We start from the raw sequence: 19,804 nt of genomic DNA on the forward strand, positions 1-19,804 counted from the left end.
CGCACGTATGTATCGAAGACTTCTCTTGTCGCTCGGGGCGGTGATGGTGTTATTGGCGGTCCCGACGGTTCACGCCGGGGGCCGGGATATTTTTGAGGAGGCGGAACGGCGTTTCGCTGCAGGGAACTATTCCCTGGCGATCGAACGGTACGAGCGGCTCCTCTCGGATCATCCGGGATCGGAATTTTCTCCACGGGCCCATTTTCGCATAGGCCAAAGTCACTATAACCTTTTTAACTACGAGCTGGCGCTGGATCGATTTCAGGGGGCCGCCTTGCGTGCGCCTGGTGGTCCTGTGGCCAGGCAAATTCGTTTCTGGATCGGTCTGACCCACTTTCAGCTGGAGGATTATGCCGAGGCAATCCGGGCCTTCACCCGCTATCTGGAGGATCGCCCCGATGATCCCCGTCAGATCGCTCGTGCCCGGCTTTATCGGGGCCTCTCCCTGGCAGAACAGGATGATCCCGCCCGGGCCAGAGACGATATCACCGCAGCCCTGAAGGATTTGCAGGGACGGGAACAGGGGTTTGCCATAGCGGTTCTGATGGAGCTCCTTACCCGATTTGAGCAGAATGAAGAAATCCTGGCCCTCTGGGAATCCTATCGAGGGCAGTTGAGTGACGATGACGGGTATCAGGAGCAGCGTCTTCGCTTTGCTGCCGACGCCGCTTTTTCGGCAGGGAAAGGGGATCTTGCCCGGGAACTCTACACAGCCCTGGTCTCCCACTCTCTCGATGCTGCACAGTGGGGGTTTCAGCGACTCTACGCGATTGCCCGGGAAGAGGGTGATCGCGGGGAAATGCAGGCCATCTTTCGGCGTGCCGAACAGCGTCTGGCCGCGCAACCGCAACGGATGAGCGACTTCTGGTTTTTCCTGGGTTCCGAAGCGGTAGCTGCAGGCCGCTACGAGTTGGCCGAGCTCCATCTCTACCGTGTCTGGGATCTGCGAACCGAACAGGCCGTTTCCGGCGAAGTTCCGTTTTTGCTGGCTCGAGCCATCGAACGGCAGGGACGGCCCGACGAAGCTCTGGAAATCCTGAGGGAGTCCCTGCAAGGGGAACATGGGAAAGATCAAGCGCAACTCCAGCGAAAGCTGGTATTGGCGCGATTGCTGATAGCCCGGGAAAACCCCCGGGAAGCAGTTCGGGTGATGGAAGAAGTTCCGGAACGACAGACCCAGGCACGGCCCCTCTACGCCTGGACCTACGCCCTCTATCGGGCGGGAGACACCTCCCGGGCCCTGACCATTCTCGATCGGAGCTCAAGCCAGCCCCTGGTGCGGGAACTGCCGGCATTGATGCGTCTGCGGGGGCGTCTGCAACTGGATCTGGGCCATCCCGCCGAGGCGGTGCGTTCCTTCCGGGAGTACCTGGGAGAGCATCCCCGGGATGGGGACGCCCGAATCGAACTAATCCGGGCTCTGGTAGGGGCCTCCCAGTTTTCTGCTGCCTCCCAGGAGCTTCAACGTATCGACACGGCCCAGGTCTCGCCGGCGCAGCAGCAGGATCTGTGGTATCTGGAGGGGCTTGCCGCGTTTCATGGCCGTCGCTACGAGCGGGCAGCGGAGCTCTTTGAGCGTGTTACCCTTGAAAGCTACGAACCGCTTCGGTCCTATCATTTTGCCTGGTCCCTTTATCGGGCGGGCCAAGTCCCCCAGGCCGAAGGGGCGATCGCCTCGGTGATAGAGGACCTTCCCCGGGAACTTTTCTTCGACGGAGGCTACCTCTACGGGTGGATTCTCTCCCAGAGAGGGCGCCACCGGGAAAGTTCTCTCCAGCTTCTGCGGCTTCTGGCAGCGAATCCCCCCCGGGAACGGGAAATTCAGGTTCGCCAGCTTCTGGCCTCGGTATATCTGGAAAAAGGCGCCTACGATGATGCCCTCAGTCATTACCAGGCCCTTCCGGGGCTTGCTACAGATCCGGTGCAACGGGCTGCTTTGTGGAGCCAGTATGGTTCCGCTCTGGCTCTGGTGGGCCAGCCCCTGGAGGCAGTTGCCGAGTTTGATCAGCTTCACGCCCGCCTGGGTGATACCCCTGCAGGGAAAGGCGCTCTTCTTGAGGCAGGCCAGGTTCTTTACACCGAGGGGACCCTCAGTGAGGCCCGGGAACGGTTCCGTCAATACCAGGCTCGGTACCCCGACGGGCCCGATCGGGACCGTGCCCTCTACTGGGCAGGGGCGATCTCTCTGGAAATGGGGGAGCCGGCTCGGGCCCTCCTGTGGTGGGAGCCCCTGGCACGGGATTACCCCCGTAGCGCCTTTACTCCCCGGGCTCTGGTGGAGACGGCGGGCATCTACGAGGAACGGGGGCAGCGACGCCAGGCTCTGGAACTCTACGACCGCTTTGTTGCTGCCCATCCCGACCACGACCGGGCTCCCGAGGCAGAGGGAAACCGTCGCAGAATCCGGCTGGAGCTTGACGGTCTGAGCGCTCGCGAGGCAGAACTCTGGGTTCTTCTGGAACCCGCCACGGGCGACCCGCCGCCTCCCGGCAGCGATGCCTGGTTCCGGGCGGTTCTCGAGCTTGGAACGATTGCGATTCGCGAGCAAATTGTTCTTACCAGCCAGCGAAACCGCATTGTAGAATATCTCCTTGAGGGAGCCCGTGTTGACACTGATGAAGGAGCTCAGGCGGCGATTCTCCTGGCGGAGTATTACCGTCGCCGGGGAGAAACCAGGGCTGCCCTGGAGCAATACCTTCGTGCGGCGGGGATCCCCGGGGTTTCCAGCGAGCGGGCAGCCCAGAGCCTCTACGAGGTGGCGGTGCTGGCGCGCGATGAAGGTGAACGGGCCGCCATGGAGGAGGCCCTGGAGAAGCTGCTCGATCGATTCAGCGGATCGGTCTGGGCGGATCGCGCCAAGAGCCTGATGGAGCAGAACCGATGAAGATGGTACGCAACACAGCCTGCTTTCTCCTGATAACAGCCCTCCTGGTAGTAACCGGTGGAGTGGGCCTGGGCCTGGAAGCGGAGGAGATAATCGATCTCAGCCCCGAGCGAACAGCCGTCGAAGTTGCTCCTGTAGAGGTTGCCCTGGGAGGGCTGCCTGCCCTGGAGACCCTGCCTCTGGTGGAGGAACTTCTGGATCCGGACTACCGTCCCGCTGACGCCCTGGCGGCGGCACTTCCCGTTCCCTCGATCCCCCGCGAAGCTGTGGGAGAGGCCGTGGCGGTTCCGGAGGAGCAGCTCTTTTTTAACGCCACCCTCGGAGCCGGTTCGATACACTCGGTTTTGGGAAGTATCAACGTCTTTCGCCTTGGTGAGGGGCCTCAGTTCCGTCTGGGCTACAACCACCGCTCAAGCGACGGCTTCAACTTCGAGGAAGTGGGGAGCGGATTTTTCCTTCAGGAAAACCTGATCGAAGCGTGGTTGCGAATAGATCGGCAGGAGAAGATCAGCCTCGAGGTGGAGATGGAGTACGGCGATCACCGCTTTGGACTTCAGCAACAGCCTGTGTATTACTCGGCCGAGACAAGGGCCATTCAGGGCCGTGCCGAAGTGCAATATCTTTGGGATCACCGGACAACCTCCTCAGTTGCTCTGGAGGTGGATGATTTCAGTCGCGTCCTGACGGCCATGGATTCCACGGGTGACTCCGAGCGAGAGCAGTTCTATCGGGTTGCTCCTGTTCTCTCAGGAACTATGGAGTTGCCGAGGCTGACCGTAGAGGCTGATCTTGACTACAGCGGGCATTTTTCCACCGGTGCCGGCCTTGATCCCGCATCGTTGGTGGGGTCATCTCTGCGGATAGAGGGAATCCCCCTGGAGGGGCTGTCCCTTACGGGCAGGGGAGCCGTGCGGTACCGCTTTGACGACAAGCCCTATTTCCCCGTCGAGGCAGGGTTTCAGTACAATCACGGAGACCGCTGGACCCTGCGGGGTGGAGGAGGCTACCGGGTGCTGGAGCAATCCTACGTCGACCTCTGGGAGGAGTACCCCGTTGTGGAAATCCCCGAAGATGCCACAGAACATCCTCCTCTGGATGAAGTTTTCTTTGCCGAGGGAGAGCTTTCCCTGAATCTTCGTCCCGGTTTCCTTCAGGCTAACGCAGGATTTGGCTGGTTTCTTCACCAGGATCGGCTCATTTCCGAGGCCTACCGGGATGACCGGGCGGTGTATCCCTTGAGAATCGATGAGTTTGAACACCTTGAGACGAAGGTTGGGCTTTCTGTCTCGCCCCGGGATTGGCTCCTGGCCGAGATGGGGTGGACGGGTCGCTGGGAAGACCGGGACACCGGCGTGGCCGAGCAAAGTTTGAACTTCTCTCTCCGGGGGGATCGGGGTGGCCTGGTTGCTGATCTGGAAATGGATATCCCTCTCGAAAAGGGAGAGATGAAGGTTCCTCTTTTGGGAGCGGGGGTTCGGTATGGCCTGGCCCGGGATGTGGAACTCCGGGTCTTTGTGTCCGACCTGCTGGCCCCCTTCGAGACAGAGGGGCGAACCCGACGGGGGATCAAGCCTTCGGGGGCAGATCCCTTTATCGAGCCGGGCTTTGAAGCTGGCGCCTCGGTTCGGGTAAGTTTTTAGTGGTCCCGGTTTTTTTCTTTGAGGACCTGTCCTCTCCGGAGCGGCCCTGCCCGCAGATGGAGATGGGTCGTATCGTGGGCACCCCGACGTGCTATCGCGAATTTTCAGCGAGGAGGCTTGAACAGTATGATTGAGTTAGTACAGCGAGGAGGCGTGATTATCGTCCTGATCATCCTTCTTTCCGTGGTTGGAGTGGCTATTATCATCGAGCGGCTCCTCTATTTCCGGAAGAACCAGGGTGACGAGAACACGATAATGAAACGCCTTGAGGCAACGCTGGCCAAGGGAAACTTTGACGAGGCCCTGGCAATTTGCGAGACCATGCCCTGTCCCATCACGAATCTCATGAAGGTCGGAATCGATCACCGGGAGTATTCACGGGAAGTGATCAAGATGGCGATCAGTGATGCCGCGAACATGGAAATCCCTCAAATGGAACGGTTTCTCTCGACTCTGGGAACGATCGCTCACATCACACCCCTTCTGGGACTTCTGGGAACGGTGACGGGAAATATCCAGGCCTTTGGAGTGCTGGGGCAGACAGGAATCGGCACGGGCGACCCGGCCATACTCGCCGGAGGAATCTCCGAGGCGCTTCTTACTACGGCGGCGGGAATCATTGTCGCGATTCCGGCTATCGCCTTTTACAATTACCTGGTAAGCCGCGTGAACCACTCCATCATTCGTCTGGAAAACCGGGTGAACGAGCTGGTGCTCTACCTCAGGAAGGAGTGATATGGTCCATTTTCAGCGACGCCTCCAGCCCAAGGTTCAGGTCGATCTGGTCCCCATGATCGATGTGGTTTTTCAGCTGGTCATCTTTTTCATGCTCTCCAGCACCCTGATCACCCGCACAGGGTTGGATCTGGATCTTCCCGGTGCGAGGAGCTCCCAGGAAACCGTGTCCAGTTCAGTGGTTCTCTCGGTGGTCTCCCGGGAAGAGATTTATCTGGGAGAGGATCGTATGACTCTGGCCGAGCTGGAAGTCCTGCTGGGAGAAAAAAAGGACGAGTTCCAGGACCGGGCGATCTCGATCGAAGCTGACGCATCTCTTCCCTACGGCACGATGATCTCTGTTCTTGACGTATTGCGTTTGAACGGCTTTCGTGGGGCCAACCTGGTGGCGGAGCAAATCCGGGAGCGTCATGGGACCGATTAGGCTCCCTTCCTCGGATCGTGCCCGCTTTGCCCTGGCGCTGGCGCTGGCGCTGGTGCTCCACGGGGTGCTCTTTTTTCTCTTTCCTTCTCTCGACGCAAGAGACATGGAGGTTCTGGAGCCCCCTTTGTATGTCACCTTCGATCCTCTTCCGGAGGTTCCGCCCCAGGAGCCTTCTCCCGACCCGGAAGAAGAGCCTCCCCCGCCTCCTCCCGAAGACCTCTCGCCGGAATCTCCCCTCCAGGAAGAAGAGGCTCCCGAAAAAAAGGATTCTCCACCGGCACCTCCGCCATCACCATCGCCACCGGTGCCTGCCGATGATCCGCCGGCACCTCCGTCTGCACCGGAACCGGCGCAGCCTGATCCGGTGCCACCACCGCCACCACCTCCTCCTCCCCCGAGAGAGCGATCCTTCGATCCGAACGCCCTCCGGGAGGCTCCAGCCCGGGAGGACGCACCCCGGGTGGAGCAGGAGATCGCGGAGTTGTACCAGTGGCAACAGGAGTTCCAGGAAACCCTGGCGGCTCATGACCAGGAGCAGCAGGAACGCCTCTCGGCAACGGAAAGCCTCCCCGAGCAGGAAAGATCTGCCCTGCGACGCTCCTTCTCCGAAGAATTGTCGCGCATGCTGGCCGAGCTGCGACAGACGGGGGAGCAGGTGGTCACCTCGGCTGATCTCGAGACCCCTGACGCTGTTTCAGATCAACCCCGGGACCGGGCTGATTCCTCGGGGATATCGATCCCCGCCCAGGATCGTTCCCGGGATACCGGTTCCGGAGGGCGGCGTCTCCGGGTTGGTGGAGGCAGTCCTGACCTGCAAGGGCTTGCACTTCCGGCGGGATTCCCGCCAGAGTACCCGGTACGGGTTATTTTCTCCGTGAACGCCCGGGGAGAGGTAATCTCGGCCCGTTTGGCGCCGCCCACACCCTCGGATGCCTTAAATCAGCGCATCCGCCGGGCGGTGCAGGAATGGCGGTTTGAGCCTTCAGAAGGGTCGCCCCCTGTGGAGGGATCGGTTACAATCATCGTGGAGACAAAGGCAAGACAGTGATCGTGACAAATAGAGTTTCAGCAGTCGCATTTGATATTGATGGCACCCTCTATCCAAACTCGGCGATGTACCGAGCCACAGCCCTTCTGGCGCTTCGCCACCTTCGCCTGTTTCGGGCCTTTGGCGAGGCAAGAAAAGAGGTTCGTCGGGAGCACCACCAGGGGCCACCACCCCGGGGAGCGTTGGCACAGCGAACGGTGGCACTCACGGCGGAACGGCTCGGTTGGACCGAAGAAAAAACCGCCGGGGCGATCGGGACAATAATCTACGATCGGTGGGAACAAACTCTCAAAAAAGTTTCTCTCTATCCCGGCGCACGGGAACTCCTGGTGTGGCTCCAGGACCAGGGGGTGCCTCTGGGGGCCATGTCGGATTTTCCTACGGAATCAAAGTTGCGCATTCTGGGTCTTGAGGGGCTATGGGATGTAGCCTTCTCTTCGGAGGAGACAGAGACACTCAAACCCCATCGGGCGCCATTTGATAAACTGGCCCATGATCTGGGGGTTCCTGCCGAGGAGATCCTCTACGTAGGAAACAGTTATGATTACGATGTGCTGGGGGCTGCGTCAGCAGGAATGCAAACCGCCCACCTCACCAGAAAACCCGTTGTTGCCGGGAAGGCTGATTTTTCCTTCTTCCGTTTTTCTGCGCTTCGGGAATGGCTGGAACACCGGGTAGGAGTCTCTGCACGATCATGATGCCGGGAGCAGAAGCTGCAGGAGACAGGGTGATAACGGGTAGCGCGAAAAGAGGGGGCGTATGGGTTTTTCCATAAGCGATATTATTATTTTGCTCGTGGTAGCAGTGGCTTTGGCGGTGTACCGCCGCCTGGACCACAACAATCGGTCTCTGGAAAAGGTCAAGCGGTTTGTCGAGCGCGTCCAGGGCGAGATGGACGAGATCGTGGCAGAAAAAGTCACCATGCTCAAAGATATCGGGATCGAGGTTGACGTCCACCAGAAGGCCGCCAAAGAGGTCCTGAAACGCATCCAGGCGATCGAGGCAGACCTGAACACGCGCTCGGGAGGACTCGAGCAGATTGGGACCCGCCTGGGCGCCTACGAAACCGCTCTGACAGAACTGATCACCATGACCGAACAGGCCGAGGAAAACCTGAAGCGGGTTCAGAACGAGAGCGAGTACATCGACAAGGTGGGGAAACGGATTAAAGTAACCCAGGCTCGAATAGAAGAGCTTGAGCGGTCCCTGCCGGGGATCGTTACGGGTTTCGAGAAGCAAAACACCCAGCGCCTTGATCAGGTGGAGAGCCGTATCCTTGCAGAGACAGAAGAGCGGGTTAACGGTCTGGAAAGCCGGGTCGAGACAGCTGCCGGGCGAGTTCAGGACTTTTCCGAGGATGCAGCCCGCATACAGGCCGAAACCGAGGGCCGCTCTCGCCAGGCCTGCGTCGAGATCCAGGAGCTTCACGATCGCCTTCTTGGCGAACTGGAGCAAAACATCTCTGAATCCACCGAAGCCTCCCGGAGGGCCTTTTCCTCGGCCCGACAGGAAATGGACGAAATCCTTGTGTCGTCGCAGGAACAGTTTGAACGGCACCGCAGTGAGGGGGAGGAGCAGCATCAGGGGATTCGGAACGCTCTGAAAGAGCTTCTGGAAGGTACTCAAGCCCGCCTGCAGGAACTGGCCGAGAAGGGCTCTGCCCTGGAAACAGAGGCTCTGGCAGCGCTGCGGGAGCATATCGAGGTTACCGGGCGGGAACGCGCCGAAGAAGCCCTTCTCACGGTCCGTCAGTATACCGCTGACGCCAGGGGGCGGCTCGAGGAAGAGGCCGATGAGAAAATCGCTGTTCTCCAGGACCGGATTGACCAGAAGGTAGAAGCCGTCCGGAATCATAGCGAAGCCGAAACTTCGGCAATGCAGGAGCAGTTTGTCCAGCTCCGGGCGAGCGCCGACGAGTGGAGCGAGAAGACCCGTCAGACAATTCAGGAGATGGATCAACAGGTAGAGAGGTTGCTGGAACGGGCTCTCCAACAGGAGCAGAGCCAGAAGGAATCTCTGGATCGTCACATTGCCGAAACGGAAGGGCGTCTCGAAACACACGGAAAGCATCTGGACGAGCGGATCAGCCAGCTTGATTCGGCAGCACAGGAACAGATGGGCGGAATCTCGGACCGCCTGACCAGGGTATCCACCGAGATAGACACTCACATCACCCAGGCGAGAGAGTCCCTGGATGAGCGGATCCAGCTTCTGGAGGCCAGCCAGGAAGGCCAATACCAGGAAATCCGTCAGCACCATGAGGAGAGCCTGACCCGGTTGGCCGAGACCTTTCAGGAACGGCAGGGCCAGATCCAGGAACTCGATGCAGCAGCCCGGGAAGAGTTCTCCCGCCTTCAGGAGCTGCTTGATCAGGGCCGCGCCGGAATCGACCGGAAGATCGAGGAGTACCGAACCGGTGCAGACCGCCGCATCGACACAACGGCGCAGGAAATGGAACAGCGGGTTCTCTCCAGTGTTGATTCCCGGCTAACCGATTACGAGCAATCCCTGGGCTACCGGTTCTCCAAGATCGAAGCGGTTAATAACGACGTGGACGAGCTGGAGCAAAACCTCCGATCCACCATGGACAGGGTGAGCGAGCGTGTTCGCAGCGATTTCCTCGCCTTTGGCGAGGAGCTCCGGGCCCTTCGCGAGCAGGATCGGCAGGATGCCATTCAGGGGATGGATGACCTTCGAGGTTCCATGAGCGAGCTTGAGGGCGGATTGAACGAGCTGAAACAGCGTGCCTACGATAACGTGAGTGAGAAACTCAAAGTCTTCGAAGACGAATTCTTCGCCGATCTGCGGGATCGTTCTGCCACCATGGAGTCCCGCATCGAAAGCTGGCGGGATGAGGTCCATGAGAGACTCGGTACACTTCAAACGGAGTTCGAGGCGTCCCGTGCTGCTGTGGAAGAGCAGTATTCCGATGATCTGCGCGCCCGGCTTCACGAGGTTCAAGAGAGTACCAACGGTCAGCTCACCAAGATCGATACCCAGGTGGATTCATTTCGCGGAGGAATCGGTTCCCGTATGGACGCCCTGGAGCAATCCATGACAGGTTTTGAAGAAACTCTTTCCGAGGAGCTTGTCTCCCTGAAAGATCGATCGAACCAGACCTTTCGCCAGGAGTTCTCGCAGTTCGATGACCGCATCAGGGGCGAACTGAAAAACTTTGAAAATGAGGTGGAAGGAAAGGTCGGTCAAATTCGTCATGCCGTAGGGGCGGGCAAGGACGAACTGGAAGCGATGGTGGAGGCTGCCAGAAGCGATGTGGCGGTCTGGCAAACCAAAGTTCTCAACGAGTTGCGTTCCAGCGACGCTGAGGTGAGCAACCAGCTGGCCGATGCACGGGTTCGCCTCTCGGATAACATCCAGGAGCTGAAACGGGAGTTTGCTGCCGAGCGGGAACACCTGGTTGATCAGTCCCTGGATCAGCGCCGGGCACTCCGGGAGGAGCTGGACAAAACCGCTGAAGACGTGACTCGTCTCAAAACCCAGCTTGAAGAACAGGGAGAGACCGCTCTGGCAGAGTTCTCCCGACGTTACCAGGAGTTGCGTGCCCGGACGGAGGAGCACGAAAAGCAGATATCGGCACGTCTTGAGGACCAGTCCTCCGAGTTCCGAGGCCTCATCGCAGACACCCGGGATCAGTTTTCGGCGATGCGGGAGAAACTTCTGGGCAAACTTGAAGAAGAAGCGCGCACCCTGGAGACGACCCTCCAGGAAATCGACAAGCGGCAACGCGGCTTTATCGAACAAACGGGTATTTTTGAACGGGCTGATTCACTGAAAACACAGCTTCAGGATGACATCGAGGAGCTGAAAAACGAGATCCTCCGTGTGGAAGGAATGCGCGGAGAGGTTCGGGACATTGAGGGGCAGTTCGGAAAGATCCGCAAAATGTCCGGCGAGGTGAACGAGAAAATGGCGCGCTTTGCCGCCGACAAGCGACGGATCGACCTCCTTGAGGAGGACTACCGTCGGCTCATTAGCCTTGCCCAGTCGGTGGAGACAAAGATTGAGCAGGTCAGCAACAGCGACGATCAGCTTCAGGAGATCACGGCCCGTGTCAGGAGCCTGGACGAGCTGCAGCAGGAAGTAGAAACCAGGTTTGACCGCCTGGAGCGGCGGCGTTCGCTGATCGACGAGACTACCGATGGTCTCGAAGAGAGCCGGGCATCCCTGGATGATCTCCGGGGCCAGCTCTCGACCCTCACGGAACGGGTAGAACAGTTCCCTGGCTTTATCGCCAAGCTCTCGGGGCAGCTAAAACAGGTCGCCTCTCACCACAAAGAAACGGAAAAAGCCGTGGAGAATCTGGCCTCCCTCAACGAAACGCTGGCCGATGTCGAGCGGCGAATGGACGAGCTGAAAACTGCCCGGGAGTGGCTTGCCCGCACCGAGACCCGGCTCGAGGAAATCCGTCGCGATGCAGGTGAGCAGGTGAAGCTCCTGGGCAGCCTCATGAGAGAAGAGGGCAAGAAGTCGACCTCGCCCGGTGGAGGGGCTCCTTCGCTGAGCGCCCGCGAAACGGTGCAGAAGCTGGCCCACCAGGGGTGGAAGGTCGATGAAATCGCCCGGGCCACCAAAATGAGTAAAGGTGAGGTGGAGCTGATTCTGGAACTCTCGGGGCGGCGCTAGATCGCCGCGGGAGAGGTGGAGAAAACTTGACGGTACCCTTTTCAAATTGTATCTTCTCCCCTAATCAATAGAACACACCAGAGGAAGAAATATGTCAGATCAGGAGAGCCTGCGCGCTCAAGACCTTCAGGAGGAACCTCTTCAGGAGGCCGGAGAGACTACAGGAAATCCGTCGCAGCAGGAGACGCAACCTTCTTCCGGGGATGCCTCTTCCGCAGAACGACCTGTCGGGGAAGACCTCCACAGTGCCGACGGGAAGGGCGATGCCCCTCAGGAAGCAGCTCAGGAAGCAGATCCGAAAGCGGATCAGAACGCAAAGGAAACAGCGGAACTGAAAAAGCAACTGGAAGAGCTTCAGAAAGAAAACTCTGAACTAAAGAATCAGTATCTGCGAAAGCAGGCTGACACGGAGAATTACCGGAAACGGATGATTCGTGACAAGGAAGACGCCGTCAGTTTTGCAAACCAGCAGTTGTTGCTTGACTTGACAGCGGTCATTGATGATTTTGAAAGAGCGATTGCCTCGGCGGAGGAATCCCGTGATTACGATGCCTTTCACGATGGAGTTGTGCTCATAGAGAAGCAACTTGTCAACATGCTTGAGCGGAAGTGGGGTTTGAAGCGGCTTGACTCGGAGGGTCAGGAGTTTGATCCGCAGAAGCATGAGGCGGTAACCGCAGAGCCTCGCGATGAGGACGAGACATCGATGGTCCTGGAGGAGTACCAAAAAGGGTATATGCTTCATGATCGGGTGTTGCGGGCAGCCAGGGTGAAAGTTTCGACGCCGGGTAAAGGCTGATTTTTAGAACTCTTGAGGAGAATACGTGTATGGGCAAGATTATTGGAATTGACTTGGGTACGACCAACTCCTGTGTAGCAGTGATTGAGGGCGGGGAGGCTGAGGTCCTGCAGAACGCTGAGGGCCAGCGAACAACGCCATCCATGGTGGCTTTCACAAAAAAAGGTGATTCCCTGGAACGCCTCGTGGGGCAGCCTGCCAAAAACCAGATGGTTACCAACCCGGAAAACACCATCTTCTCGATCAAGCGCTTCATGGGGCGTCGCTACAGCGAGGTGTCGGGAGAGATCGGCATGGTCTCCTACCATGTCCAGAAAGACGCTAACGACGGCGTCCGGATCGATGTGAACGGAAAACATCTCTCTCCGCCGGAGATCTCGGCAGCGATCCTCCAGAAGATGAAAGAGACCGCCGAGGACTACCTGGGCGAGACCGTGACCGAGGCGGTTATCACCGTCCCGGCATATTTTAACGATTCCCAGCGTCAGGCAACAAAAGATGCCGGAAAGATCGCTGGCCTTGATGTGAAACGGATCGTAAACGAGCCCACTGCGGCTGCCCTGGCCTACGGCTTTGGCGACAAGGCCAAAGAAGAAAAAATTGCTGTCTACGATCTTGGCGGGGGAACCTTCGATATTTCCATTCTTGAACTCGGAGATGGAGTCTTCGAGGTCAAGAGCACCAACGGAGATACCCACCTGGGTGGGGATGACTTCGATCAAAAGATCATCGACTGGCTCGTGGATCAGTTCAAGAGCGAGCAGGGGATCGACCTGAGCAAGGACCGCATGGCCCTCCAGAGGCTCAAGGAGGCAGCCGAGAAGGCAAAGCGTGAGCTCTCCAGCACCCAGAGCACTGACATAAACCTCCCCTTCATCACCGCCGACGCGAGCGGACCGAAGCACCTCCAGTACACGCTGAACAGAGCCGCCTTCGAAAAGATGGCTGCTGACCTGGTGCAGCGAACAAAAGGTCCCTGCGTGCAGGCCCTGAAGGATGCCGGCCTCTCGCCGGAGGACATCGACGAGGTGATCCTGGTTGGCGGCTCAACGCGGATACCTGCGGTCCAGCAGATCGTGAAAGAAATCTTCAAGCGGGATCCCCATAAAGGTGTAAACCCCGACGAGGTCGTTGCCATGGGTGCAGCAATCCAGGGAGGAATTCTGGGCGGAGATGTGAAGGACATGATCCTTCTGGATGTGACGCCTCTCTCGCTGGGTATCGAGACGCTGGGTGGTGTCTTTACAAAACTGATCGAGCGAAATACCACCATTCCCACAAAGAAGAGTCAGATCTTCTCCACCGCTGCAGATAACCAGACGGCCGTGTCGATTCATGTCCTCCAGGGTGAGCGGGAAATGGCAAGTCAGAACCGGACCTTGGGGCGTTTTGATCTGGTGGGTATCCCTCCGGCACCCCGGGGAGTTCCCCAGGTTGAAGTTGCCTTCGATATCGACGCTAACGGCATTCTCCATGTCTCGGCCAAGGATACTGCTACCAACAAGGAGCAGAAGATCCGTATCGAGTCTTCCAGTGGTCTCTCGGAAGATGAAATTGATCGGATGGTGAAGGACGCTGAAGAGAATGCCGAGCAGGACCGAAAGCTGAAAGAGAAGATCGACGCCAAAAACGAAGCCGACAGCCTGATCTATTCCACCGAAAAATCCCTTGGCGATTTCGGGGACAAGGTATCCCAGGAGGACAAGGATACAATCCAGCAGGCGATTCAGGCCCTGAAAGATGTGGTGGACGGTGACGATGTAGAGGCTACCAAGGCAAAGATCGAGGAGCTGAAGCAGGCCGCCTACAAGCTTGCAGAAGAGGCCTATAAAGCAGGCCAGGCCGATGCCGGAGCTGCCGGTGAAGGGGCCGAAGCTGCGGGTGATGGTGCTTCCGGTGGATCTTCCAGTACATCCTCCGATAACGTCGAGGACGTTGACTACGAAGTTGTCGACGATGACGATCCCAAAAGCTGATTCAAGCGGAGCGGTCTGTGGCAAAACGTGACTACTACGAGGTGCTCGGCATAAGCCGGGACGCCTCGGTAGAAGATTTGAAGAAAGCCTATCGCAAGATTGCCGTTCAGAACCATCCCGACAGAAACCCCGGGGATGCCGGGGCCGAGGAGCGCTTCAAGGAAGCTGCCGAGGCCTACGAGGTCTTGGCAAACCCTGAAAAGCGACAGGCCTACGACCAGTTCGGTTTTGCCGGTGTGGATGGCCTTGGCGGAGGAGGGCCTCAAGGGTTCTCTTCCTCCCGGGATTTCGAGGATGTCTTTGGTGATTTTTCGGACATCTTCGGTTCCTTTTTCGGAGGAGGAGGCCGTGGGCGTTCTTCCGGCCGGGGGCGGTCCCGTGGGGCTGACCTTCGTTACGACCTCCAGATTCCCTTTACCGATGCGGCTTTCGGAACAAAGGCAGAGATTCTCTACGAACGCGAGGCATCTTGCGATGTCTGTAATGGCTCGGGGGCTTCGGCGGGAAGCGGGCGCAAGACCTGCCCCACCTGTGGAGGTGCGGGGCAAGTCCGGCGAAGCAGCGGCTTTTTCTCTGTCGCTTCGGTGTGCCCGTCCTGCCAGGGAGCAGGAACGGTCATTGAAGAACCCTGCAGCAGTTGCGCCGGATCGGGCGTCAAGAAAAAGCGGCAGCGGATCAAGGTGACCATACCGGCTGGCGTGTCTCACGGTCAGAGGATTACCATCCCCAGTCAGGGCGATGCGCCCCGGGGCGGTGGGGAGGCTGGCGATCTTCACGTGGTGATCCATATCCAGCCTCATAAACACTTCGAGCGAGATAACTATGATCTCTATTGTGCTGTTCCTGTCAGCATCACCCAGGCAGCTCTGGGGGCCGAACTCAAGGTCTCGACTCTGGACGGAAAACGCGTAAAAGTTAAGGTTCCTGCAGGAACCCAGGATGGAAAGATCCTTCGTCTGCGCAACGAGGGTATCCCCGTTCCCAACAGTGCCAACCGGCGAGGGGATATGTATATCAAGTTGCGCGTTGTTGTGCCTGCACGGATGTCCAGCAAGGCAAAGGAACTCCTCCGCGAGTTTTCCCGCCTTGAAGGAGAAGAGCTCCAGCCCGAACCGATTCCCCTGAAAGAGCTCTAGCGTTTCGGGGCGAGGTCTTTGCAAGCCCGCCCGAGCGAGGGTGTGCCCCCCGTCTGGCGGCGGGGGCGCTCAACCGCCCCGAGGAAACGTCCGATAATGCGCACCAGGGGGCACAGTGAAGTATAGAAAAAGTCTTTTGGTGGCGGTCCTGGCAATTTTTTTCCTTGTCATTGCTTCGGGCTTTCTCTCTGCTGGTGATGGTGAGTTTCCTCTCTGGCTTCCAGAGGACTATGGCTCAGGATGGATATTGGGAGACCGGAACAACGACGGTGTCACCGACTATGCCTTGCGACTTGATGACTCGGGTGAGAAAAAGTACGAGGCAGTGGATCACAATCACGATGGAATCATGGATAATTTTTATTTTTACTCCCAGGGGTTGCTAAAGCGGCAGGAGATTGATACCAACTTTGATGGCAACATCGATTTGTGGGTCTTTATGGACGATGGTGTTCACGTAAAAGGTTTCGATCGGGATACCAATCATGACGGCCAGGTGGATCTGGTCCGCCGATACGGAGAGAACTGAATATGTCCTGGATTACCAGCCGTCATGCTATTGAGGCGACTCTCCAGCGCGAAGCGCCCGGGGCAGTTCTCTATCTTACCGATCTGCGTGGCCGGAATGGCGATCTTCAGCGACTGGCGCGATCTCGGGGGGTGGGGGTAAAAACTGTCTCGGGGGAGTGGTTGCGCAAGCGGGCAGGTTCCTCCGCAAGGGGAGCGGCCCTGGAACTCGGCGAGAGCCCTTCCCGGAGCAGCGTGGTTTCGCTCAAGGATTGGCTTCGGCGCACCCCGCCGGGAAGCACCGGGCCTATCCTGGCGCTGGACCATGTGACAGATCCCCATAATGTGGGAGCAATTTTGCGCACGGCCTATCTCATGGGTGTTCCGCTGGTGATTGTTCCAGCGCGCCGAAGCGTCCTGGACAGCGATGGGGTGCGGCGTAGTTCCGCAGGAGCCTCGGACGAAGTTCCCGTGGCGGTCGTTCCCAATCTTGCCTCCGCCTTGAGAGAGTGCAAGCGTGCCGGATGGTGGGTCTATGCCGCCGATGCGGGGGGAACGCCCCTGCCGGAGGTTCCCTTCGATTCTGCGGCCGTTCTCCTTCTCGGAGCTGAAGGGAAGGGCGTCTCCCCGGGCGCAGCGGCTCTTTCTGATCTGACGGTCAGCATCCCTGACCGCGCCCCTGGAGGAACAACAGTGGATTCCTTCAACGTCTCCGTGGCTGCCGGGATTCTTACCTACGAGTATTTCCGAACGGTCCAGCCTGAATAGATTCTTCGCTGGACACCCGCCTCGGGGGGATCCCTCCCCTGCTACAGGATCACTACGAGAAGCCATAGCTGAATAGCTGATGAGAAGGGAGATATACCCTCAGATGTGACAGATCAGAAACTGTGAGGGATCAAGGAACCCCTTCCCCGGCCCGCAACAGGGTTCCCGGAGAAGGGATCGCCTTCAGGCCTCAGCGGCCCTGGGCAGGATCGATTCCGAAAAAGCGGCAGCTGTTCTGGTACAGGGCTTCCGAGAGCTCTTCTTCCGATATTCCTCGAAGGTCTGCCAGAAAGCGTGCTGTTTCCGGGAGGTAAGAGGGGCGGTTTCGCTCTCCCCGGTGGGAGGCGGGCACCATAAAGGGGCTCTCACTCTCAATGAGCATCCGTTCCAGAGGCATGTTTTTTGCGGTCTCATGGAGGTTCCGGGCGTTCCGATATGTCACGTTCCCGGCAAACGAGATGTATATTGGCAACTCCAGCGCTTTCTGGGCGTAGCTCCAGTTTTCCGAGAAACAGTGAAGGACCGCTCCGCGAGAGGGAATTTTCTGCTGGAGGATCTCCAGGACATCGTTCCCCGCATCCCGGTTGTGGACCACCACAGGTTTGTCCAGACGATCGGCCAGCTCCAGTTGCTGCACAAAGAGCTCGATCTGGGAATCCTTGTTGCCGAACCTGCGGTAATAGTCCAGGCCAGTTTCTCCCACCGCAACAACGCGGGGAAGCTCCAGCCCTTTCTCGATCTGCGATTCCCAGTCACGGCCTGGATTCGTCACTTCCGAGGGAGAGACCCCCACGGCAAAGTAAACATTTGAGGCTGTTTTCAGATTTTCGTAGATGCCGAAAAAATCACGCACGTTATTACAGATACTGAGAATTCCCTCAATCTCTTCGTGGCGAGCTTCCTGTACTACGATCAATTGCTCTATCGGGTCTTCATCGATCAACCCGATGTGAGCATGAGTATCAAATAATCTCATACTGGGTACCTAAAAAAAAAAGATATTTGTCCTGATGGACACGGCAACCATAGCACCGGCAGCGGGCAAGGTCAAGCTGCCGGAAAAAAACCTCTTCCGGCGGATCCTGGCAGAAATCCATAACCCCGAGAGGCTCGGGGCGGCCGTGCCGGCGGACAGGTGGCAAGATTGACGGTACCGGGCCCCTGTGGTACCGTAGCGCAACGGAACATATTTGCATGGCACACGATACCAGCCGAAAAAACCGCCGAATCCAGAGGGGCCCCGGAAAGGGAGGTTGGCGTTTCCGGAAAATCCTGACGCAACGTTTTACGATCATGCTTATCCCTCACTCGGAGCGGAGCGTCTTCAACTTTCAAATATCTCTTGTCTCTCTGGGTACTCTTTTGCTGGCGGGCCTGTTCCTGGTTGCCTCTTTTCTCTATCTTTCCAGTGTCCGTATCGGCACCGGGGCAATGGTGGAATCCCAGGCAGAAGAGATCTCCCAAAGCCAGGTTGATCTGGAAACAACAATACGGGAGATCCAGAAAGTGCTTCGCGTGGCCCATGCCTTCGATGAGGAGATGGTCGACACCCTGAACAGCCTGGGAGTGGAACGACACGATGCCGCTCAGACCTCGGGCGTCACCCGGGGGGATCTGGCAGAGTTCTCGGATTTGCAGGTGGTGGCCGACGACAGAGCCCGGGAAATCCAGGATTTACGGAACTTGTCGGAGCGGCTGGGCGATTCTCTGGAACCCCTGCGGGAAATTCAGCGGGTTCTTCGATCCCGGGAAGAACTGTTATCGGATATTCCCAACCTCTGGCCCGTGGGGGGCGGAGTTGGCCGGGTTCTGCGAGAGTTCGGTCCGAACATTCATCCCATAACCGGCGCCTGGTATATTCATAAGGGCACGGTCATTGCTGCTCCTCCGGGAAGTCCTGTGGTAGCCAGCGCCAACGGTCGAGTTGTAGAGATGGGCTACGATCCGGAATACGGACTCTACGTCTATCTTCGTCATAAATACGGCTTTCGGACGCGCTATTCCCACCTTCAGAGGGTAGCCGTTCGGGAGGGGCAAGACCTCCTTCAGGGAGAGGAGATCGGTTCTGTGGGAAACAGCGGTCTTTCACCAGAGCCCGGCCTGGACTTTGTCGTGAAAATCGGTACCGATGTGGTTGATCCTGCGGCGTTCCTCAAGATACGAAGCCGCCTTGATCGCCGGAGAATGTGATCAGCTGGAGAACATTATGATGACGGTGGAAGAGCTCGCGGGGAAAGGCAGGAGACATGGCGGTAACTGAATCAACTCTGGTAAACTCCATCGTCGGCGCAGGCACCTTTTTCAAGGGGCAGATTGATGTCTCGGGACTCCTGCGAATCGATGGCGATTTCAGCGGAGGCGTAAAGACCTCGGGAAGAGTCATCGTCGGTCGCGGGGGCAGGGCAGATTGCACAATCGATGCGGCTACCGTGGTAATCGGCGGTGTCTTTCGTGGTACCATCTACGCCAGTGAGAAAGTGATCCTTCTGGAGACCGCCATGGTTCTCGGGAACATTTTTGCTCCCCGCCTTATCGCGGATTCAGGGGTTATCCTGGACGGGGCTGTGCACCTTCGCGGAGTCGAGCAGAAAGATCCCCGTCAGACCGTGCCGGCTGGCGAAAAGACCGTCTCCGAGGCAGGTTCTCACCGAAGAAAGCGTCGCTCCGGGCGTCGCCGTCTTCCCGTGGGAAACCTCTGACAGGCCTATGGAACCGATTCGGCCAAAGCAACCGGTCTCTTCCCGGCGCCGTCTGCGTGGAACCGCTTCTTCCGGAAAGGGAGAGGTTGGGGAACAGTCCTTTGATCGGCACTTGGCGGCCGAGGCCGCACGGGGGCTGGAGCAACCTCCGGCCTCCGAAGTCGACCAGGCAGGAGGTTCTCATCCGCTTGCGGGGTTGCCCGGGGTCGACGCCCCCACGGAAGAACTCTTCGATGCGGTTCATCTGGCGGGGCAACGGCTTCTCGACGAACGGACCTATTCGGCCGTGCAGCAATATCGGGAGGCTGTTCGCCGCTTTGTCGGCAAAGTTCTTGCTCAGGCCAATAGTGTTGAGATCCACGAATCCGGTCCGGGGTTGATTTCCCGCAAACGATATTATCTAATTACAGAGATCAATCGTTCCGTGGAGCGGCTTCTGGAGGGGCTCCAGCGGACCCAGTCTCAGCAACTCGAGATCCTCTCTCGTCTTGAGGAGATCGAGGGAATGCTGGTCGATCTCTTTCAGTGACACCGGTCAAGGGTC

The 19,804-nt window shown here is 58.3% G+C and carries 16 protein-coding genes; 15 read left to right on the top strand and 1 reads right to left on the bottom strand.

Annotation, left to right across the window (positions count from 1 at the left end; genetic code table 11):
• Positions 1-7: 7 nt before the first annotated feature.
• From BW950_RS11910 to BW950_RS11970, 12 genes are all read left to right on the top strand, one after another.
• Complete coding sequence (locus BW950_RS11910) at positions 8-2,884, top strand: tetratricopeptide repeat protein (RefSeq protein ID WP_076489526.1); 2,877 nt, start codon at positions 8-10, stop codon at positions 2,882-2,884.
• Positions 2,881-4,524 carry a TonB-dependent receptor gene (locus BW950_RS11915; RefSeq protein ID WP_076489527.1) on the top strand — a complete coding sequence of 548 codons (1,644 nt, stop codon included), beginning with the start codon at positions 2,881-2,883 and terminating at the stop codon, positions 4,522-4,524. The genes BW950_RS11910 and BW950_RS11915 overlap by 4 nt, the downstream gene beginning before the upstream one ends.
• 126 nt (positions 4,525-4,650) lie before the next feature.
• Positions 4,651-5,259 (top strand): MotA/TolQ/ExbB proton channel family protein, encoded by a 609-nt coding sequence (locus BW950_RS11920; RefSeq protein ID WP_076489528.1) that lies wholly within the window; start codon positions 4,651-4,653, stop codon positions 5,257-5,259.
• Between the two features lies 1 nt (position 5,260).
• Positions 5,261-5,683, top strand: a complete 423-nt coding sequence (locus tag BW950_RS11925; protein WP_076489529.1) for an ExbD/TolR family protein — start codon at positions 5,261-5,263, stop codon at positions 5,681-5,683.
• Positions 5,670-6,731, top strand: coding sequence for an energy transducer TonB (locus BW950_RS14945; protein WP_143559233.1), 1,062 nt, complete (start codon positions 5,670-5,672; stop codon positions 6,729-6,731). Before BW950_RS11925 ends, BW950_RS14945 begins: the two co-directional genes overlap by 14 nt.
• 2 nt (positions 6,732-6,733) lie before the next feature.
• Complete coding sequence (locus BW950_RS11940; RefSeq protein ID WP_076489571.1) at positions 6,734-7,429, top strand: HAD family hydrolase; 696 nt, start codon at positions 6,734-6,736, stop codon at positions 7,427-7,429.
• Between the two features lie 61 nt (positions 7,430-7,490).
• Positions 7,491-11,375, top strand: coding sequence for a SpiroCoCo family coiled-coil protein (locus tag BW950_RS11945; protein WP_076489532.1), 3,885 nt, complete (start codon positions 7,491-7,493; stop codon positions 11,373-11,375).
• 91 nt (positions 11,376-11,466) lie between these two features.
• A complete protein-coding gene (grpE, locus tag BW950_RS11950) occupies positions 11,467-12,174 on the top strand; it encodes a nucleotide exchange factor GrpE (protein ID WP_076489533.1) in 708 nt (235 codons plus the stop codon).
• Between the two features lie 29 nt (positions 12,175-12,203).
• The gene (gene dnaK, locus BW950_RS11955) at positions 12,204-14,150 is read left to right on the top strand and encodes a molecular chaperone DnaK (RefSeq protein WP_076489534.1); all 1,947 of its coding nucleotides are present in this window, start codon (positions 12,204-12,206) and stop codon (positions 14,148-14,150) included.
• Between the two features lie 17 nt (positions 14,151-14,167).
• Entirely contained in the window at positions 14,168-15,286 is a 1,119-nt protein-coding gene (dnaJ, locus tag BW950_RS11960) for a molecular chaperone DnaJ (protein WP_076489535.1), read from the top strand.
• A gap of 115 nt (positions 15,287-15,401) precedes the next feature.
• Positions 15,402-15,815: a hypothetical protein gene (locus BW950_RS11965; protein WP_076489536.1), complete on the top strand. Its 414-nt coding sequence runs from the start codon at positions 15,402-15,404 to the stop codon at positions 15,813-15,815.
• Between the two features lie 2 nt (positions 15,816-15,817).
• A complete protein-coding gene (locus BW950_RS11970; RefSeq protein ID WP_076489537.1) occupies positions 15,818-16,561 on the top strand; it encodes a TrmH family RNA methyltransferase in 744 nt (247 codons plus the stop codon).
• 190 nt (positions 16,562-16,751) lie between these two features.
• On the opposite strand, the gene BW950_RS11975 is transcribed toward BW950_RS11970, so the two are convergent.
• Positions 16,752-17,537, bottom strand: coding sequence for a TatD family hydrolase (locus tag BW950_RS11975; protein WP_076489538.1), 786 nt, complete (start codon positions 17,535-17,537; stop codon positions 16,752-16,754).
• 218 nt (positions 17,538-17,755) lie between these two features.
• Here BW950_RS11975 and BW950_RS11980 point away from each other — a divergent pair, with 218 nt between their 5' ends.
• Genes BW950_RS11980 through BW950_RS11990 form a run of 3 tightly spaced genes read left to right on the top strand, consistent with a single transcriptional unit; the run spans position 17,756 to position 19,789 of the window.
• On the top strand, positions 17,756-18,751 hold the full coding sequence (locus tag BW950_RS11980) for a M23 family metallopeptidase (RefSeq protein ID WP_076489539.1): 996 nt from the start codon (positions 17,756-17,758) through the stop codon (positions 18,749-18,751).
• Positions 18,752-18,807: 56 nt separating this feature from the next.
• Positions 18,808-19,260 (top strand): bactofilin family protein, encoded by a 453-nt coding sequence (locus BW950_RS11985; RefSeq protein WP_076489540.1) that lies wholly within the window; start codon positions 18,808-18,810, stop codon positions 19,258-19,260.
• 7 nt (positions 19,261-19,267) lie between these two features.
• Positions 19,268-19,789 (top strand): YaaR family protein, encoded by a 522-nt coding sequence (locus BW950_RS11990; RefSeq protein WP_076489541.1) that lies wholly within the window; start codon positions 19,268-19,270, stop codon positions 19,787-19,789.
• Positions 19,790-19,804 lie beyond the last annotated feature (15 nt).

Origin of the sequence: Alkalispirochaeta americana, assembly GCF_900156105.1 — a bacterium.
Classification (GTDB): Bacteria; Spirochaetota; Spirochaetia; order DSM-27196; family Alkalispirochaetaceae; genus Alkalispirochaeta; species Alkalispirochaeta americana.

What these genes read in the sequence shown, in the direction of transcription:
- BW950_RS11910 (WP_076489526.1), top strand. Translation starts at nt 8, where the DNA reads ATGTATCGAAGACTTCTCTTGTCGCTCGGGGCGGTGATGGTGTTATTG.
- BW950_RS11915 (WP_076489527.1), top strand. Translation starts at nt 2,881, where the DNA reads ATGAAGATGGTACGCAACACAGCCTGCTTTCTCCTGATAACAGCCCTC.
- BW950_RS11920 (WP_076489528.1), top strand. Translation starts at nt 4,651, where the DNA reads ATGATTGAGTTAGTACAGCGAGGAGGCGTGATTATCGTCCTGATCATC.
- BW950_RS11925 (WP_076489529.1), top strand. Translation starts at nt 5,261, where the DNA reads ATGGTCCATTTTCAGCGACGCCTCCAGCCCAAGGTTCAGGTCGATCTG.
- BW950_RS14945 (WP_143559233.1), top strand. Translation starts at nt 5,670, where the DNA reads ATGGGACCGATTAGGCTCCCTTCCTCGGATCGTGCCCGCTTTGCCCTG.
- BW950_RS11945 (WP_076489532.1), top strand. Translation starts at nt 7,491, where the DNA reads ATGGGTTTTTCCATAAGCGATATTATTATTTTGCTCGTGGTAGCAGTG.
- grpE (WP_076489533.1), top strand. Translation starts at nt 11,467, where the DNA reads ATGTCAGATCAGGAGAGCCTGCGCGCTCAAGACCTTCAGGAGGAACCT.
- dnaK (WP_076489534.1), top strand. Translation starts at nt 12,204, where the DNA reads ATGGGCAAGATTATTGGAATTGACTTGGGTACGACCAACTCCTGTGTA.
- BW950_RS11970 (WP_076489537.1), top strand. Translation starts at nt 15,818, where the DNA reads ATGTCCTGGATTACCAGCCGTCATGCTATTGAGGCGACTCTCCAGCGC.
- BW950_RS11975 (WP_076489538.1), bottom strand. Translation starts at nt 17,537, where the DNA reads ATGAGATTATTTGATACTCATGCTCACATCGGGTTGATCGATGAAGAC.
- BW950_RS11980 (WP_076489539.1), top strand. Translation starts at nt 17,756, where the DNA reads ATGGCACACGATACCAGCCGAAAAAACCGCCGAATCCAGAGGGGCCCC.
- BW950_RS11985 (WP_076489540.1), top strand. Translation starts at nt 18,808, where the DNA reads ATGGCGGTAACTGAATCAACTCTGGTAAACTCCATCGTCGGCGCAGGC.
- BW950_RS11990 (WP_076489541.1), top strand. Translation starts at nt 19,268, where the DNA reads ATGGAACCGATTCGGCCAAAGCAACCGGTCTCTTCCCGGCGCCGTCTG.